This is a genomic window from Actinokineospora sp. NBRC 105648 (genome assembly GCF_030269645.1).
Classification (GTDB): domain Bacteria; phylum Actinomycetota; class Actinomycetes; order Mycobacteriales; family Pseudonocardiaceae; genus Actinokineospora.
This window is the reverse complement of record NZ_BSTR01000016.1, coordinates 41,464-58,501: the sequence shown is the minus strand read 5'-3', so window position 1 is coordinate 58,501 and position 17,038 is coordinate 41,464. Positions and strand designations below refer to the sequence as shown.

Genomic DNA, 17,038 nt, shown 5'->3' with positions numbered 1-17,038 from the left:
CATGTCCATTGTCGTCGCCCGTTACGGCGAGTCAACGCCCGTGGCAGGGTTCTCATTGCACGGGACGCTGAAACGTTCGCCCATCGGTCCACAATGGACCATTAGCGGTCTGGGTGAGCACACCGCCTGCGGGTGGCTCGGTGCCGCCGGTCAGCAGGTGCAGTTCGGGCAGGCTGAGGGTTTCGAAGTGGCGCAAGGCATCCCGCGCGGTGAGCGGCGGCGTGGGGTCGAGGACGTGGCCGGACACCGCGCGCACGGCCGCGACGTAATCCGACAGCGGGCGCCACCCCGCGACGATCACCCGGCCGTCCGGTCCGCTGAACACCAGCGTCGGCAGGGCGTAGCGGACCCCGCCGTCGATCTCCTTGGCCCGGCCGCTGTGCGGGCCGGGGGCCCGCAGCGCCAGCACGGACGGATCCGGCCGCCGGGTCTCGGCCCGGTCGGCGAGCACCGCCTCCCGGGTGGCCGCCGCGACCAGGTCGGCGCGCAGCCGGGCGGTGTCCAGGCCCGGCACCCCGGCCACCGCGGCCAGCACACCGGCCTCGTCGTCGGCGGGCGTGCCGCGCAGGAACGTGCTCTCCCGCAGCCTGCGCAGCACCCGCTCGGCCACCTCGGGCCCCTGCGCCTCGGCGGCCTTGGCCGCCAGCGAGGCGGGCAGGCTGCTCCGGGTGAGCCAGGACAGCCCGCCCGCGTGCGGGGCGCCGGTGTGCCCGGCGACCTCGGCGATGAACCCGGCGTACCAGGCCGCCTCGGCCGCCGGGTCCGGCGCCGGTTCCTCGTCGTCGTCGAACAGGATCCCGAACACCCGCCGCCACCGGTGCGGCAGCGGTGCCAGCCGCAGGCGCAGCCAGCGCAGCCTGGGCTCGCTGCCCCACGCCCACGGGCAGGCCGGGTCGGTGTACTCGACGACCTCGAGCACGGGTCTCAGCTCGCGGGCGCGTCGGGCTCGACGGGGATCTCGACCGGCGCCCACAGGCTGGGCAGGTTGACCACCACGCCCTCCTGGCTGCTCCGCGCGATGATCACCACCGCGGGCTCGTCGCCCGGGTTCTCCTCGCGGTGGGCCACGTACGGCGGCACGAAGATGTAGTCGCCCGGCCCGGTCTCGATCCGCACCTCCTGGTCGCCCTCGGCGAAGACGAAGACCGGGTGCCCGGACTGGATGTAGATCGCCGTCTCGGCCTCGCCGTGGTGGTGGTCGCCGGAGTTGGTGGCCGGGCCGACGTGCGTCTCGCCCATCCACACCTTGCTCGACCCGACGGTCTTGCTCGACACCGCCTCCAGCCGGGTCATCCCGCTGGTCTGGGTGGTGTCGCCGGACAGGTCGGCGCCGCGGATGTGCCGCAGCGGCCGGTGCCAGTGGTCGGTCACCGGGTGTTCCTCTCTGGTTGGCCCGCCGCGCGGTCGGTCCCCGCGAGCAGTTGGGCGATGGTGGTCGCGCGCAGGACCAGCGTCAACTGGGCCTCCACATCGGACCAGAAATCGGCGAGGTGGCCCGCCGTGCCGTGGTAGGCGACCGCCGGGCGCGGCTCGCCGCGGATGCTGAGGTGCTCGCCGTCGACCGCGGCCACCGCGTCCCGCACGGTGATCGTCCCGGCGTCGCGGGCGAGCCAGTAGCCGCCCTCGCAGCCGCGCTGGCTGCGCACCAGCCCGGCCGCGCGCAGGTCGCGGATCACCGCCTTGATGAACCGCGGCGGGATGTCCTGGGTGGACGCCACCGCCTCGCAGGTGATCGGCCCGCTGGTGTCCGCGGCCAGCTCGAGCAGCACCCGGATCGCGTAGTCAGCCTTGGCCGAGATGCGCATGCCGCCCATCATCCCCGCGCGGGCCGGGTGCCACCGGGCGTGGACTGTGGTGCGAGGGCCCCGCGCACCACCCCAGCCACCGCCCGGCGCGTTCCCGTCATACCGCGGCCACCTGGGCGCGCTGCCGGTGGGCCAGCTCTTGCCGGACCAGCGGCAGCAGGTGGCGGCCGTAGTCGATGGCGTCGTCGAGCGGGTCGTAACCGCGGATCAACAGCGTGGTCACGCCGATGTCGACGTAGTCCAGCAGCGCCCGCGCGACGGTCTCCGGGGTGCCCACCAGCGCGGTCGAGTTGCCCGCCGCGCCGGTGGCGGCCGCGGGCGCGGTCCACAGCGCCCGGTCGTGCCGGTCGGCCTTGCGGGCGGCCGCCAGCAGCCGCAGGCTGCCCACGTTGGCCGGCTCACCCGCGCCGCGCCACTGCTTGGTCACCTGGGGCCCGCCGCCGCCCTTGATCGTGTCGAGGATCCGGTGCGCCCGCTCCCAGGCCAGCTCCTCGGTCGGGCCGAGGATCGGGCGGAACGACACGCTGATCCCGGGCGCGCTCGCCCGCCCCGCCGCCGCGGCCGCCGCGCGCACCGAGGCGATCTGCTGCGCGGTCTCGGCCAGCGGCTCGCCCCACAGCGCGAACGTGTCGGCGTGCTTGCCGCCGACCCGGTAGGCCGCCTCGGACGACCCACCGAAGTAGATCGGCAGCCGGGGACCGTTGAGCGGGCGGACCTCGGCGCGGTAGCCGTCGAGGCGGTAGTGGGTGCCCGCGTGCGAGAACGCGGTGTCGGACTCCCACGCCTGCTTGACTATGTCGAGGTACTCGTCTGTGCGCGCGTAGCGCTCGTCCTTGGGCAGGTAGTCGCCGTCGCGCGCCTGCTCGACGTCGCTGCCGCCGGTGATGATGTGCACCGCCACCCGACCGCCGCTGAAGTGGTCGAGGGTGGCGAACGCGCGCGCCGCCAGCGTCGGTGCCACGAACCCGGGCCGGTGCGCCACCAGCAGCCCGAGCCGCTCGGTGTTGGCCGCGGTGAAGGCGGCCACCTGCTGACCCTCCGGCCACCCCGAGCCGTAGCCGATCAGCACCCGGTCGAAGCCGCCGTCCTCGTGCGCCCGGGCGAACCGGCGCACATAGGCCGGGTCGACCACCGGACCACTGGGCGGCCGGGTCTCACTCTGGTCGCGCGTGCCGATCATGCCGACGAACTCGACGGTCATCCGCTTCCCCTTCCGCGCACCGGAACCACCTGTAGCGAAGCCGCCGGGGCGGCTCGCCGTCAATTGGGCAGGTCGAGGTGTCCATTGGGTGGACGGGGCTGTCCCGGGGCGTCGGGGCGCCCTATGGTCCGAGGCCGACCGCCCGGTGGGGGCGCACCACCACGGTGTGGTGTTCGTCGCCTCCCCGGCGCGCACCACCATCTGTCTGGTGTGGACAGTGTCGCGACGGATAGTCGCCGGCGGACGGGACGGCAGGTAACACCCCGGTCCGTGCCGCGATGCAGTGATCACGCGCGTCCGTGCGGTCCAGGGGGGAGCCGGAGTGGACCTCGTCGAGCTCGTCGACCAGCAGGTCGGCACCGAGGGTGAGCGGCTGCGCTGGGACGCCCCCGGCATCCGCTTGGCCGAGGGGATCGGGGTGCCGCTGTCCCGCCTGGAACCGTTGGTGGCGGCGGCCTTCTGGCACAGCATGGTCTCCCTCGCCGCCGTCCGGTTGCAGCTGGCCGCGGCAGGCGCGTCCTCGGCCGTCCTCGACGACGTGCGCACGATCGTCGTCCCACACGCCGACGGCAGGCGCTACGACTTGGTCGTGCTCGACCCGGGCCGGACCTACGGCGCCGATCCGGTGGTGGTCGAGACCGATCCGTACCCGGACCTGTTCCTCCCACTGCGCGGATCGGGCTGCGCCCACGACGACCCGGTACCCGGCCCGCTGCGCGCGATCGTCGACCGCTTCGTCAGCTGGGGCGGCCAAGCCGAGGACGCCGTCGCGGCCCTGCGGGACTTCACCTTCCAGCGCTCCTACGAGGTCCTCGTCATCCCCGAGCCCGCCCTCGAGCCCACCGCCGCCACCCCGGCCGCGGTCACCGGCGCGGGCGGACGCCGGGGCACCGTCGGCGTCCTGGCCACCGACGCCCGCGGCGCCACCGTCCTCACCACAGCGGCCCACGTTGTCGACGGCACCCAGCACCCCTCCGTGAACGGCCACGCGGTCGAGGTGGTCGACCTGAACCACGTGGTCGACGTGGCCACCCTGAGCTGCCCGACCACCCACCCCGGCACCCGAGCGGCCCACCTGTGCGGCCCGACACACGTCCCCCCGGCAGCCACCCCAGTCCACTTCGATGGCGCCAGATCAGGGCCGGTGGACACCATCGTGACCGGCTACGACCCAGCGATAGTCGCAGGCCCCCACCACGCGGCAGTCCGCGTCTACACCCGCCCAGTCACCGCCGCGGGCGACTCCGGCGCCGCCCTCCTCGACCACGACAACCGACTCCTCGGCTTCTGCTCCGACCGCACCGTCCCGGGCGCCGCAGTGGAGTTCTCCACCTGGGTCTGGGCCAGCCAGGTCTTCGACATCATGGACTTACACCTCTAGCCCTCGGGAGAGGCTCCACCAACCGCAGCGGATAGGCAGACCCCGCTGGTACGCAAGAGAATCCCGATCCCGCCAAACCGCGGTGGCATTCCGCGCCCGCTGGTACCGCAGCGGATAGGCCGCCCTCGCTGGAACGCAAGTCCCGTTACGGATGCTCGATCTAGTGGACTCGCTTCGTGTGGGGGAGGAGTGCCGCTAAACTTGCCGTGTGGTGGGGATGTCCTTCACCCGCCCTTTTTTCGCCACCGCGGTGCTCTAGGGGCCCCGCGCGAAGCGAGTTCACTAGATCGAGCCCCCGCTCTTACTCGGGCAACGAAGACGGCAACCTCGCGACACACCTCCTAGATCGCCCCCGCCCATACCTGGGCAACGAGAACGACAACACATCACCCGCCATCCAGTAACGGCGACGCCGGATGACCGCTGGTTGAACGTTGCCCGAACAGGTCTATCGGGGACTTGCCCGCGCGATCTAGGTTCACTCGGCACTGTCCGTCGAGGAGTGGGAGACGACGTGGGTTCACGTCTGCGACGTGGGTTGGTCGGGGTGGTGGTGGCCGCGCTCGCGGTCGGCACGGCTGTGGTGGTGCAGGGGCAGGCCGCGGCGGCGGCCGGGTTCGCGCCCGGGAACGTCGTGGTGGCCCGGGTGGGGACCGGGGACGCCGCGCTGAGCAGTGCCGCCACGGCGGTGTTCCTCGACGAGTACACCCCGGCGGGCGTGCTCGTGCAGTCCGTCCCGCTGCCGACCGCCGGCAAGCGGGTCACCCTCAGCGGGTCGGCGACCTCCGAGGGCGCCCTCACCCGTTCGGCCGACGGTCGCTACCTGACCCTCGCGGGCTACGACGCCGACCCGGGCACCGCCGGGGTCGCGGGGACGACGTCGGCCGCGGTCAACCGCGTCGTCGCGCGGGTCGACGGGCAGGGGACCGTCGACGCCAGCACGACGATCACCGACACCTTCAGCGCCAACAACGTGCGCGGCGCGGCCACCGACGACGGTTCCCGCTTCTGGGTCGTCGGCGCCAACGGCGGCGTCCGGCTGGCGAACCTGGGCACCACCGGCGCCACCACGCAGATCAACACCGCCGCCCCGACGAACCTGCGCACCGCGGTCATCGGCGGCGGCCAGCTCTACGTCAGCTCCGGCAGCGGCACCACCGGCGTCTACTCCGTCGGCACCGGCCTGCCCACCACCGGCGGCCAGACCCCGGCGCTGACCGTGCCCGCGGCCAGCCCGTACGGCATCGTCGCGCTCGACCGCGACCCGGCCGTCCCCGGCGTCGACACGCTCTACGTCGCCGACGACTCCGCCACCGGCGGCGTCCTCAAGTTCTCCTCCGACGGCACCGCCTGGACCGCGCGCGGCTCGTTCCGCCCGGCGGGCGCGGCCACCCGGGGGATCACCGGCGAGGTCACCCCCTCCGGCGTGACCCTGTTCGCCACCACCAGCACCAACCTGCTGGTCAAGGTCGACGACACCGCCGCCTCCGCCGCCCCGATCGCGGCCACCTCGGTCACCCTGCGCACCGCCGCGACCAACACCGCCCTGCGCGGTGTCGCGCTCGCCCCGGCCGCGTCGACGACCGCCCCCGCGATCACCACCGAGCCGCAGGACTCCAGCGTCGCCCCGGGCGGTACCGCGACCCTCACCGTCACCGCCTCCGGCACCGGCCCGCTGACCTACCAGTGGTTCTCCGGCACTGACGCGATCGCGGGCGCCACGCAGGCGTCGTTCACCACCCCCGCGCTCACCGCGACGACCGCCTACCGCGTCCGGGTCACCGGCCCCGGCGGCCAGGTCGAGAGCCGTACCGCCACCGTCACGGTCACCGGCGGCACCAACACCGCGCCCACCGTCGGGCCGGTCCCGGTGCCCGAGCTCGCGCTCACCGTTGGTGACCCGGACAACCCGCCCGCCGTGCGCACCGTCACCGTCGGTGACGCCGAGACCCCGGCGAGCGGCCTCACCGTCACCGTCACCAGCGCCGACCCGGCCATCGCGACCGGCGGCACCACCGGCACCGGCGACGTCCGCACCCTCACCGTGAACCCGGTCGCGGTCGGCCGCACCACGCTGACCGTCACGGTCACCGACGGCGCCCTCAGCTCCGCCACGACCTTCCCGGTCGCGGTCTCCGGCGCGCTCCCCGCGGGCCAGCGCAACTTCTACGGCGCCAGCGACGCCAGCACCGCGATCGACCTCGGCAACGGCGCGATCGCCGTCGCCGACGACGAGACCAACGTGCTGCGCGTCTACGACCGCGAGCACTCCCGCTACCCCGCGCAGTCGTTCGACGTGCGGGCCGCGGGTCTGGCGCTGCGCGACACCGACGTCACCCGCGAGATCGACGTCGAGGCCGCCGCGCGCACCGGCGACACGATCTTCTGGGTCGGCTCGCAGGGCCAGAACTCCTCGGCCAAGACCCGGCTCAACCGCCAGGAGCTGTTCACCACCACGGTGACCGGCACCGGCACGGGCGCCTCGCTCGCCCTCGGCGGCAGCTACCAGCACCTGCGCGACGACCTCGTCGCCTGGGACCAGGCCAACGGCAACCCGCTCGGCCTCGCCGCCGCCGCGGCCCGCGCCCCCGAGGGTGACGGCGCCGGTGGCCCCACCGGGGTCAACATCGAGGGCGCCGAGTTCGCCGCCGACGGCACCACCCTGCTGCTCGCCTTCCGCGGTCCGCTGACCGCCGACGGCAAGGCGATCGTCGTCCCGGTGACCAACGCCGCCGCGCTGGTCACCGCCAACCCGACCACCGGCGTCACCGCGAGCTTCGGCGCGCCGCTGCGCTGGGACCTCGGTGGCAAGGGCGTGCGGGAGATCCGCCGCAACGCCGCCAACCAGTACCTGGTCATCGCCGGTCCGTCGGACGCGGGCACCGGCGCCGCGGGCGAGTACAAGTTCTACGGCTGGGACGGCGACGCCACCCACCAGCCGCTGCCGCGTGCGGGCTCGCTCGACGCGTTCAACGCGGTCGGCAAGCCCGAGGCGATCGCCGACATCCCGAACCCGCTGACCGACAGCGCGTCCGTCCAGGTCCTCACCGACGACGGCGACGCGGTCTTCTACGGCGACGGCACCATCGCCAAGGAGCTCCCGCTGTGGCAGCGCAAGGCCGTCGGCGCCACCGTCGCGGTCGGCGCGGCCCCCGCGTGCACCTCGCCGGTGATCACCATCGGCTCCGTGCAGGGCACCACCGACGTGAGCCCGAAGGCGGGCCAGACGGTGACCGTGCGCGGCACCGTGGTCGGCGACTACGAGGGCGCCCAGCCCGCCCTGCGCGGTTTCTACCTGCAGGACGGCGGTGACGGCGACGCGTCCACTTCGGACGGGATCTTCGTCTTCGACAACGGCGCCAACCAGGTCGCCAACGGCGACGTCGTCCAGGTCACCGGCCCGGTCTCCGAGTTCCAGGGCCAGACCCAGCTCACCGCCTCGACCACCGGCGTGCAGCGCTGCGGCACCTCCGCCGCGGTCACCCCGACCGACCTGACCCTGCCGCGCGCCGACGCCGCCGACCTCGAGTCGGTCGAGGGCATGCTGGTCCGCTTCCACCAGACGCTCACCGTCACCGAGCACTTCCAGCTCGGCCGGTTCGGCCAGGTCGTGGTCTCCGCGGGCGGCAAGCTCCAGCAGCCGACCTCGGTGATCCGCGCGACCGACCAGGCGGCGGTGCAGGCGAAGCAGAACGCCAACAACCTCAACCGGTTGATCATCGACGACGACACCAACGGCCAGAACCCGGACCCGATCGTCTTCGGCCGGGGTGGTCAGCCGCTCTCGGCGGCGAACACGCTGCGCGGCGGCGACACGGTCACCGACCCGGTCGGCGTGCTCACCTACACCTGGGCGGGCAACGCGGCCAGCGGCAACGCCTACCGGCTGCGCCCGGTCGGCGCGCTCGGCGGCAACGCGGTGTTCGACGCGGTGAACCAGCGCCCGACCACCCGCCCGGCGACCGGCGCGGCCTCGCTGCACGTGGCGGGCGCCAACCTGCTCAACTTCTTCAACACCTACACCGGCTGCACCTTCGGCACCCTGGGCGGTCCGGCGGACTGCCGCGGCGCCAACAACGACGCCGAGTACCAGCGCCAGCTCGCCAAGGAGGTCGCCTCGATCCGCTTCCTGGGCGCCGACGTCACCGGCGTCATGGAACTCGAGAACGACGGCTACGGCCCGGGCAGCGCGATCCAGGCCCTGGTCGGCGCGCTCAACGCGGCCGACGGCCCGGGCGCCTGGTCCTATGTGGACGCTGACGCGGCGACCGGCGTGGTCGACGTGGCGGGCACGGACGCGATCAAGACAGCCCTGCTCTACCGCACGGCGTCGGTGACCCCGGTCGTGGGCGCGACCTTCGTCGACCAGAACCCGATCTTCGAGCGGCGCCCGGTGGCGCAGACCTTCCGCACGAACGACGGCGCGCGGTTCACCGTGGTGGCCAACCACTTCAAGTCCAAGGGCTCCTGCCCGACCACCGGGCCGGACACCGACCAGGGCGACGGGCAGAGCTGCTGGAACGCCCGCCGCACCGCGCAGGCCACCGAGCTGGCGTCGTGGCTCTCGGGCACCGTCGTCCCGGCCGCCGGTGACCCCGACGTGCTGGTCGTCGGCGACCTGAACTCCTACGCCGGCGAGGACCCGATCGCCACCCTGGAGGCCGCGGGCTACGTCAACCTGCCCAAGGCCTACAACGGCGTCGACACCTACTCCTACGTCTTCGACGGCCAGTGGGGCTACCTCGACTACGCGCTCGCGTCGTCGTCGCTGGTCCCCCAGGTGACCGGCGCGGGCGAGGCGCACCACAACTCCGACGAGCCGTCGGTGCTCGACTACAACACCGAGTTCAAGACCCCGGCCCAGGTGGCCTCGCTCTACGCGCCGGACCGCTTCCGCACCAGCGACCACGACCCGGTCCTGGTCGGCTTGCGCCCCGGTGCCCCGGCGACGATCTCCGGCACGCCGACTCCGGCGACGGTGGGCACGCCGTACTCGTTCGCCTTCACCGCGACCGGCGCGGTGAGCCTGGCCGCGGGCACGCTGCCCGCGGGCCTGTTCCTCAGCGAGGAGGGCGTGCTCAGCGGCACGCCGACCGAGGCGGGGGAGCGGACCTTCACGGTGCGCGCCACCAACGCCTACGGCTCCAACGAGATCACCGCCACCGTGCGGGTCTCGGTGGGCACCAGCGCGACCACGCTGACCGCGACGCCGAACCCGGTGGCCGCTGGCTCAGCCGTGGCGCTCACGGCAACCGTCACGGCGAGTGTCCCCGCCACCGGCTCGGTCACTTTCCGGGACGGGGCAACGGTCCTCGGTGACGTCGCGCTGACCGGTGGTGTGGCCACGCTGAACGTGCCGCTGTCGGCGGGCACCCACTCGCTGACGGCTGTGTACTCGGGCAGCCCCGCGCTGACCGGGTCCACCTCGGCCCCGGTGTCGGTCTCGGCGGTGGAGCCGGTGACCATCGGCGCCCCGCTCCCCGACGGCGCGGTCGGCGTCGCGTACTCGGCGACGATCCCGCACACCGGCGGCGAATCGGTCACCTTCACCGCCACCGGCCTCCCGGCCGGCCTGACGGTGTCCGCTGAGGGACGGATCACCGGCACGCCCCTCACCGCGGGCATGTTCACCGTGGTGGTGCGGGCGCGCAACTCGGTGTCCTCGGCCGACCGCTCGCTGACGCTCAAGATCACCCAGTCGGCGACGACCACGGTGGTCACCGCCTCCCCGAGCCCGTCCATCATCGGTGGCGCGGTTCGTTTCACGGCAAGGGTTTCCGGGGCCGTGGTGCCCGGCGGCACCGTCCAGTTCACTGTGGATGGACGAGCCTTCGGCGGCCCGGTCGCCCTCGCCGGCGGCGTCGCGACGAGCCAGTCGATCGCCACCCTGGCCCTGGGCGGCCACCAGGTCCAGGCCGCCTACAGCGGTGACACCTCGTCCGCGCCGAGCACCGGCACGGCGACCCACCTGGTCCGCCTGGGCGTGCGCGTACTGTCCCCTGTGGACGGTTCGCGGGCGGCGGCCGGTTCCCTGGTGACGATCCGCTTCCAGCTGGTCGACGCCAACGGCACCCCGCTGCCCAAGCTCGCCTCGGCCCTGCTCTTCCTCAGCGGCCGCGTCACGGTCTCCGCCGAGGGCGCGCAGACGCTCGGCTCGGTCACCCCGCTCTACGACCCGACCAGCGACTCGTTCGTCTTCCCGTGGAAGACGGCGAAGAAGCCGACCGGCCAGGTGACGGTGTCGGTCTCGATCACCTACCCGGACGCGCCGGTGCAGAAGGTGCCGGTGAAGCTCACCCTGAACTGACGCAGAGCCGATGAGGGGCGCGCCCGGACTCCCGGGCGCGCCCCTCTCGCGTTCCCCGACCGCCGGCTGAAGATCGCCAGGATCGCCGAACCCCGGCCATGGCAACGTGATCCCTGGGTAGGGTGCCCCCGGCATTCGACGATCTGGGGGAACCATGTCATTGGTCGCGGGCACGGTGGCGATGACCGCCGTGGTCACCCGCGCCGCGGAGCCCACTGCCGGGGGCATCGCCGCCGGCGCCGACCGCCAACACGAGGCCGATCCCGGGGGCAGACCAACCAGCACGACCAAGACCACCGCCACCACCACAACGACTTCCCTGACGGTGACCACCACGCCATTGGTCACGACCACCTCGGGGTCGTCCGCGCCGGGCGCGGTGTCCCTGCTCACCATCGATCCTGTCGATCAACGATTCAAGGTCGGCCCGCTCAAGGTGAACGGACAGGTCTACGACATGGTCGCTTCGTGCTACGGCTACGGCAAGGACGAGCAGGAGTACCACCTCGACCGCAAGTACACGAAGCTGCGCGTGCGGCTCGGTCTGTCGGACGAGTCGGACACCGAGGCGGTGGTGAAGTTCTCCTTCCGCGCCGACCAGGAGATCAGGCGCGTCGAGTCCGTGCCCCTAGGCGAGACCAGGGTCGTGGACGTCGACATCACGGGTGCGCTGCGCATCGCGCTCGTGTCCGAGAACGACTCCTACAGGACTGTGCGGGCGGCGTGGATCGACCCCGTCATCGCCCCCTGACCAAGTCGGTCGGCCCAGGAGTGAGCCGATCACGCGAACGCCACCCGGGATTCACGTGGTTGTGAGGTGGGCGCCGTGGCGTACCGACACGATCCGCGTGTGTCCCGTTTCTTGCTGTTGTTGGTCCCCTGCGTGCTCGCGGCGGCGTGCGTGCCAACCGAGTCCGCTCAGCCGGACCTCGGAGCGACCAGCACGACCGCGGTCACCACCACCGCCCGCCCCACGGCCGCGCCCGAGCCGGTGCCCGCCGCGCAGGAACGGCCCACGCGCGGTCGAACGCGGCCGTGCCGGGGGTCGGATCTGGCTGTCACGCTGGAGAACTGGCGTCCACGCGAGCGCACCTCCGACGGCGCCACCGTCGTCGTCGCCGTGGACTACCGACTGCGCAACGAAGGCGCCGACCCCTGCACCGTCCAGGGCTGGCCCGAGCTCACCCTCTACACCGCCACCGGTCCACTCGAGGCCCACAACTCCCGCCTCCCCGGCGACACCCCGGTGATCACCCTGCCGCGCGGCGCCGACACCACCTTCAGCGCGTCGTTCAAGCACTGCCTGGCCCGCGCCACCGGGGTCCGCCTCCGGCTGCCCGACGACCCGGACCCGGTCCCGGTTCCCAGCGACGAGGTCCCCGCCTGCGTGCTCACCGACATCGCGGTCACCCCCTTCGGCCGCACGCTCTAGCAGCCCGGCTGGACCGGCCGGGTGTGGTGGCTGGGCCGTTTGTGGTGTGGGGAACGCCGTCTGTGGGCGTGGGCGTTCCGCGGACCGCCAAGCGGCGCGTGCCGTACGGGTGGTGTTGTCGGGACGCGTGGGTCGGAATGGCGCGCGGGTGTGGTCGTGCCCGGGTGGGCTGCCGCCGATCGTGCGGTTCAAGATCATGTCGACAGTCGCCTCCGACACTGTCCGCGATGGTCGTCGAGGTGGTGGCGAGCGGGGTGTCGCGGCCACTCGTTCGGGGTGTGTTCGCGGGGTCGCGCGCGGAGCAGGCTTGCCGGGCTCGTCGAAGACCGCGCGGACTCGGCTCAGCGGAAGGCTCTCGGTCTCCCGCCGCTGCGCGGCACCGAGAAAGGGAGATCCCCGATGTCCTCATTCGCGCGTGCTCGACACCGGCTGCTAGCGGTGGCGGCGACGTCCGCCCTCGCTAGCGGCGGACTCGTGGTGTTGGCTGCTCCGGCCTACGCCGACGGGGTGTGCGCCGATCCCGTCGTGGTCGGCACCACCACCACGATCACCTGTGCGGCAGGCGGAACCGGCAGCGTCACCGTGCCCACCGGCGTGAGCAGCGCCGCGGTGACCCTCGATGGCGCCGGGGGCGGGAACGCCGTCGACGGCACCCCGGGCGGCAAGGGAGCGCACATCGTGGCAGCCCTGCCGACGACACCCGGGGAGGTGTTCCAGGTCGCGGTCGGCATCCGGGGCAACAACGGCCAAGCGGCCCCCAGCAACGGGATCGGGGGCGGTGGCGGCGGGCTGGTCGCGGTCACCGCCGCGGGCGGCGCCGCGCTGCTGACCGCGGGTTCCGGCGGTGGCGCGGGTGGTGCGGGGATCGGCTCGCCCGCCTACCCGGGCACCCCGGGCGCTGACAGCGGCAGTCCCGGCGCCGGTGGCGCGGGCCTGGCGGACGTGGCCCAGGGCGGCGGCGGTGGCGGCCAGGGAACCGCCACGGCGGGCGGAACCGGTGGCACCGGGGGAGTGGGCACCCGCCCGGGATCACCCGGCGCCCCAGGCGGTTTCCCCAACGCCCTGGGCGGTTCCGCGTTGCAGACGGTGCCACCGCAGGTCGGCGCCGGCGGGCGCGGCGGCGCGGGCTACGGCGGCGGTGGTCGGGGTGGCTCGGGTGCCGCCTCGGGTACCGGCGCCGCGGGTGCGGGCGGCGCGGGCGGCGGCGGGTCCAACTTCGTCTCGTCCACTGTCCCCGGTCTGACGGCCACGGTGACCGACGGGGCCAACGCGGGCAACGGCCTGGTCGTCTTCGTCTTCACCCTGGACCCGCCGACGGTCACCTCGATCACCCCCACCAGCGGCCCCGAGGCGGGCGGCACCGCGGTGACCATCACCGGCACGTACCTCGCGGGCACCACGGCCATCACCTTCGGCCCTGGCAACCCGGCCACCGGCGTGTCCTGCACCGCGACCACCTGCACCGCCACCGCGCCGCCCGGGACCGGCGCGGTCGACGTCCAGGTCACCACCCCCGGCGGCACGACCAGCGCGGGCCAGTTCACCTACATCCCCCCGGCCACCGACATTGCCGTCGACGTCACCGCGAAGCCGCACCTGGGCATCCTCGTGCCCTACCTCACCTACACCCTGACCGCCCACAACACCGGCCCCGCCGCGGTCACCTCGGCCACCCTGACCGCCACCCTCCCGCCGGGTGCCCACGCCACGAACCTCTCCGCGGGCTGCACCACCACGACCGGCACCGTCACCTGCGCCTACGACGCCATCGCCAACGGCGCGGCCACCGCCAAGTCCTTCCGCGTCCCGCTGCACCTGTTCTCACTCGGCCACGTCTCGGTCACCGGCGTGCGAACGGCCTCCTCGCCCGCCGACCCGAACCCGGCCAACGACCGGGACACGGCCACCTGCGCGGTGATCTCCTTCGTCCTGGCCACCTGCCCCTGACCCCGACCCCCGGGTGGTGCCGCGCGCGGCACCACCCGGCTGGCTCAGGAGATGATGAAGGCGTTGAGCGTGTGGGCGGTGAAGAAGTCCCAGATCACCAGGTGCGCCTCGATCTGGGAGGTGGTCTTGCCGGGACCGCTGTAGACGACCGCGCCCGGCCAGGTGTGGTCGCCGGTGAGGATCTTGTAGTGCGCCACCGCCGTGTTCTGCACGCACGGCGCCCAGGTGATCCGGACGACCTCAGTGTTCAGCTGTGTCGTGGTCGGGGTCGCCGGGCAGGAGTCGTGGGTCGCCCAGCCCTGGACCCAGGTCGCGATCGAGGGCACGGGCTGCCCGTGGTTGTCGCTGTCACCGGCGTAGTCGATGACGGAGTCCGCGGTGCCGTGGAACTCGATGATCGGCGTGGCCACGCTGGAGCAGCCGGTGGCGGTACCGGGGTAGAAGGCACCCGCGACGGCGCCGAAGGCCGCGATCCGCAACGGGAGCCTGCACGCGAGCAGGGCCGCGAAGCCGCCGCCGTTGGACTTGCCCACCGCGTAGATCCGCACCGGGTCGACGCAGAGCGTGGTCTGCAGCTTGTCGAGCAGGTCGGCGACGAACTGGACGTCGTCCACCGCCGCCGCGTACGGCGCGCCCTGCCAAGCGCGCTCGTCGTCCTCGCCCTTGGCGCCCACCGGGTAGACCGCGATGGTGTCGAGGCTGTCGATCTTGGAGTACCGCTCGATGTCGGTGCCGTCGCCCTTGCGGCCGTGGAACGCCAGCACCAGCGGCTTCTCGTGGCCGGGCAGGTAGGTCGTGGGCAGGTGGACCAGGTAGTCGCGGGTCACGCCACCGGAGGTGATGGTCTGAGCCACCGACTGCCCCAACGGCAACGGGGACGTCGCGGCCAGGCAACCGGCGGAGTGCACGGGGTAGTTGTGCGCGGGCGGGTCCGCGACCGCCACCTGAGGAGCCGCCGCGACGGCGGCGGAGGCAAGGGCGAGGACAACGGCGAGCTTGGTGGATCTCATGGACACCTCAGAACAGGAGGACCCGCAACCGGTCGCTGCGGGAAGGATGCCGCCGGGACGGTGCCCACGGACGCGCGCACGCGCCAGTGACCCGACCGGACACCACACCTGTCCTACGCTCGGTGCCCCCGCCGGAGTTGCCCCGGATCTCGATCTTCTTCCGCTGGCCCGCTGGCCGACACCAGTTGGCCCCGCGCACCGGTGGACACCTGCCCGGATCGCCGTGTATGACCTGTTCGCCCTGCTGGTGGCCGGGTTCCCGGGTTCTTGCCTCGGCGTTCCGCCGAATCCGGTCCAACTCACTGGTGGCGGCGTCGTCGAGCGGCGGTGCCGAGCGCATCGCGGGCGGCCCTGTTCCCCGAAGCGGGGGAACAGGGCCGGTCCGTCCGGTCAGCAGGCCTGGCCGGTGCCACCCCACGCGTTCGCGTAGCCACCGCGGTCCACGTAGCCCGTGGCCCAGGCGCAGCCGGGGCTGTAGAGCATGTCGCCGTAGATGTACTGGCCCGCGCCGGTCCAGGTGAAGTAGACGTGGCCGCCTGCGGCGTTGTGCACGTCCACCCAGCGCGGGAGGTGGTTGGGGTTGGGGTCGTAGGAGTCCAGCACGATGCGACCCCAGTTGGTCTGGCAGCGGGGTGACCAGAGGATCTGGATGACACCGGCCCGCCCGCCCGCGCCGGTCAGGACGCCGGACACGGGCACCACGCGGGAGTCGTCCGCGCAGTGGGTGATCGCGGGGTCCTGGCCGGTGCACGCCGCGCCGAAGCAGGTGGGTGCGGCGCTCGCGGCGGGGGCGACCAGGACGGACAACAGGAGTGCGAGTAACGCGCCGAGGGAGATCCTCGACCTTTTGCGCGAGAGCGGTGCAGTGCGCGACATCGGTCTTTCCTTCCAGCCGGGGGGGATTGTCTGACCGCCCCAGGTCTATCCGGGTGGCGCGTTGACCAGTAGCGCGTCCGGTGCCAGACAACGAAGTCCGGACAACCCAGCCCGAAAGGGTGTGTCATGCCACGACCTCCGCGTGACCTCGATCCCGACGAGGGCCCCGTCCAGGAGTTCGCCCAAGCGTTGCGCCAACTCCGCGAGAAGGCGGGGAACCCGCCCTACCGACTGCTGGCCGAGCGGACCCACTTCGCCAGGGCCACCCTGGCCGCCGCGGCCGCCGGGTACCGACTGCCCACCCTGGACGTGACGCTGGCCTACGCCCAAGCCTGCGACGGCGACCTCGACGAGTGGCGGGCCAGGTGGCATGACGTACGACGTCTGTCCGGTAAGGCCACTGCGGTCGAGGAGGCACCGGCGGCCGAGAACCCGTTGCCACCGCTGCCATCCACGCTCGGCCTACGCGCGTTGCGCCGTTGGTGGTGGATCGCCGCGGCAGTGGTCGCCTCGGTGGTCGGCACGATCGCCTTGCTGCCCAAGGGCGACGCGCCCCAACTACCGCAACCGACCGAGCCGAGTACCAGCGCGCGCTTCGACCCGACCGGGGACCTGTCCGCGCAACCCGTCGCCGACGGTGCCGACCCCAAGCGCAGTTCGTGCGCGAGTGACCCGCTGGTCGCCACCCTCGACAGCGTCGAGATCAACAGCTCCGACGAACACTTCCTCGGCGTGGCCGAACTGCGCTACGCCCCGCGGTGCGCCGCGGCCTGGGGCCGGTTCACCCCGGCGGACAACAGCGTCCGCTTGGCGGGCGCGATGGTCGCCATCACCGCCCGGAGATCGGATGACCAGCCCACTGAGAAGTCCTATGAGACCGCTTTCGACGGCCAAGCGGTATTCGGCGACATGGTGCTACCGCGCGACGGGTGCGTCGAGGTGACCGTCCGGATCACCGCACTGACCGGAAACGCGAGCGCACGAACCCGATGCCTGACAAACCCGTGAGGCGACCCTGCTCGACGCGGTAGCCGAAACAGTGGACCGAGGGTCCGGGCGTTGGAGAGCACGGGAGCCTT

12 protein-coding genes are annotated in these 17,038 nt (G+C 73.0%); 6 read left to right on the top strand and 6 right to left on the bottom strand.

Annotated elements, in window-relative coordinates; translation table 11 throughout:
• Window positions 1-52: 52 nt before the first annotated feature.
• The 4 genes from QSK30_RS16480 to QSK30_RS16465 form a co-directional block, all read right to left on the bottom strand.
• On the bottom strand, window positions 53-919 hold the full coding sequence (locus QSK30_RS16480) for a DsbA family protein (RefSeq protein WP_285503730.1): 867 nt from the start codon (window positions 917-919) through the stop codon (window positions 53-55).
• A 5-nt stretch (window positions 920-924) separates the two neighbouring features.
• Window positions 925-1,371: a cupin domain-containing protein gene (locus QSK30_RS16475; RefSeq protein ID WP_285503729.1), complete on the bottom strand. Its 447-nt coding sequence runs from the start codon at window positions 1,369-1,371 to the stop codon at window positions 925-927.
• A complete protein-coding gene (locus QSK30_RS16470; protein ID WP_285503728.1) occupies window positions 1,368-1,805 on the bottom strand; it encodes an RrF2 family transcriptional regulator in 438 nt (145 codons plus the stop codon). The genes QSK30_RS16475 and QSK30_RS16470 overlap by 4 nt, the downstream gene beginning before the upstream one ends.
• Window positions 1,806-1,902: 97 nt before the next feature.
• Entirely contained in the window at window positions 1,903-3,006 is a 1,104-nt protein-coding gene (locus QSK30_RS16465) for an LLM class flavin-dependent oxidoreductase (RefSeq protein ID WP_285503727.1), read from the bottom strand.
• A gap of 322 nt (window positions 3,007-3,328) precedes the next feature.
• Between QSK30_RS16465 and QSK30_RS16460 the strand changes: the two genes are divergently transcribed.
• The 5 genes from QSK30_RS16460 (at window position 3,329) to QSK30_RS16440 (ending at window position 14,073) form a co-directional block, all read left to right on the top strand.
• Entirely contained in the window at window positions 3,329-4,387 is a 1,059-nt protein-coding gene (locus tag QSK30_RS16460; RefSeq protein ID WP_285503726.1) for a hypothetical protein, read from the top strand.
• Between the two features lie 514 nt (window positions 4,388-4,901).
• Window positions 4,902-10,694 carry an ExeM/NucH family extracellular endonuclease gene (locus tag QSK30_RS16455; protein ID WP_285503724.1) on the top strand — a complete coding sequence of 1,931 codons (5,793 nt, stop codon included), beginning with the start codon at window positions 4,902-4,904 and terminating at the stop codon, window positions 10,692-10,694.
• A gap of 154 nt (window positions 10,695-10,848) precedes the next feature.
• Window positions 10,849-11,445, top strand: a complete 597-nt coding sequence (locus QSK30_RS16450) for an NPCBM/NEW2 domain-containing protein (protein ID WP_285503723.1) — start codon at window positions 10,849-10,851, stop codon at window positions 11,443-11,445.
• Between the two features lie 99 nt (window positions 11,446-11,544).
• Complete coding sequence (locus QSK30_RS16445; RefSeq protein WP_285503722.1) at window positions 11,545-12,126, top strand: DUF4232 domain-containing protein; 582 nt, start codon at window positions 11,545-11,547, stop codon at window positions 12,124-12,126.
• 399 nt (window positions 12,127-12,525) lie between these two features.
• The gene (locus QSK30_RS16440) at window positions 12,526-14,073 is read left to right on the top strand and encodes an IPT/TIG domain-containing protein (protein WP_285503721.1); all 1,548 of its coding nucleotides are present in this window, start codon (window positions 12,526-12,528) and stop codon (window positions 14,071-14,073) included.
• A 44-nt stretch (window positions 14,074-14,117) separates the two neighbouring features.
• On the opposite strand, the gene QSK30_RS16435 is transcribed toward QSK30_RS16440, so the two are convergent.
• Together QSK30_RS16435 and QSK30_RS16430 are read right to left on the bottom strand one after the other, a co-directional pair.
• On the bottom strand, window positions 14,118-15,083 hold the full coding sequence (locus QSK30_RS16435) for a CE1 family esterase (RefSeq protein WP_285503719.1): 966 nt from the start codon (window positions 15,081-15,083) through the stop codon (window positions 14,118-14,120).
• Between the two features lie 390 nt (window positions 15,084-15,473).
• Window positions 15,474-15,959 carry a DUF2690 domain-containing protein gene (locus QSK30_RS16430; RefSeq protein ID WP_285503717.1) on the bottom strand — a complete coding sequence of 162 codons (486 nt, stop codon included), beginning with the start codon at window positions 15,957-15,959 and terminating at the stop codon, window positions 15,474-15,476.
• Window positions 15,960-16,085: 126 nt separating this feature from the next.
• On the opposite strand from QSK30_RS16430, the gene QSK30_RS16425 reads away from it, so the two are divergent.
• Window positions 16,086-16,967, top strand: coding sequence for a DUF2690 domain-containing protein (locus QSK30_RS16425; RefSeq protein ID WP_285503716.1), 882 nt, complete (start codon window positions 16,086-16,088; stop codon window positions 16,965-16,967).
• Window positions 16,968-17,038 lie beyond the last annotated feature (71 nt).

Excerpts from the sequence above, each read along its gene's own strand:
- QSK30_RS16470 (WP_285503728.1), bottom strand. The coding sequence starts at position 1,805 with ATGCGCATCTCGGCCAAGGCTGACTACGCGATCCGGGTGCTGCTCGAG.
- QSK30_RS16465 (WP_285503727.1), bottom strand. The coding sequence starts at position 3,006 with ATGACCGTCGAGTTCGTCGGCATGATCGGCACGCGCGACCAGAGTGAG.
- QSK30_RS16450 (WP_285503723.1), top strand. The coding sequence starts at position 10,849 with ATGTCATTGGTCGCGGGCACGGTGGCGATGACCGCCGTGGTCACCCGC.
- QSK30_RS16440 (WP_285503721.1), top strand. The coding sequence starts at position 12,526 with ATGTCCTCATTCGCGCGTGCTCGACACCGGCTGCTAGCGGTGGCGGCG.
- QSK30_RS16435 (WP_285503719.1), bottom strand. The coding sequence starts at position 15,083 with ATGAGATCCACCAAGCTCGCCGTTGTCCTCGCCCTTGCCTCCGCCGCC.
- QSK30_RS16430 (WP_285503717.1), bottom strand. The coding sequence starts at position 15,959 with ATGTCGCGCACTGCACCGCTCTCGCGCAAAAGGTCGAGGATCTCCCTC.
- QSK30_RS16425 (WP_285503716.1), top strand. The coding sequence starts at position 16,086 with ATGCCACGACCTCCGCGTGACCTCGATCCCGACGAGGGCCCCGTCCAG.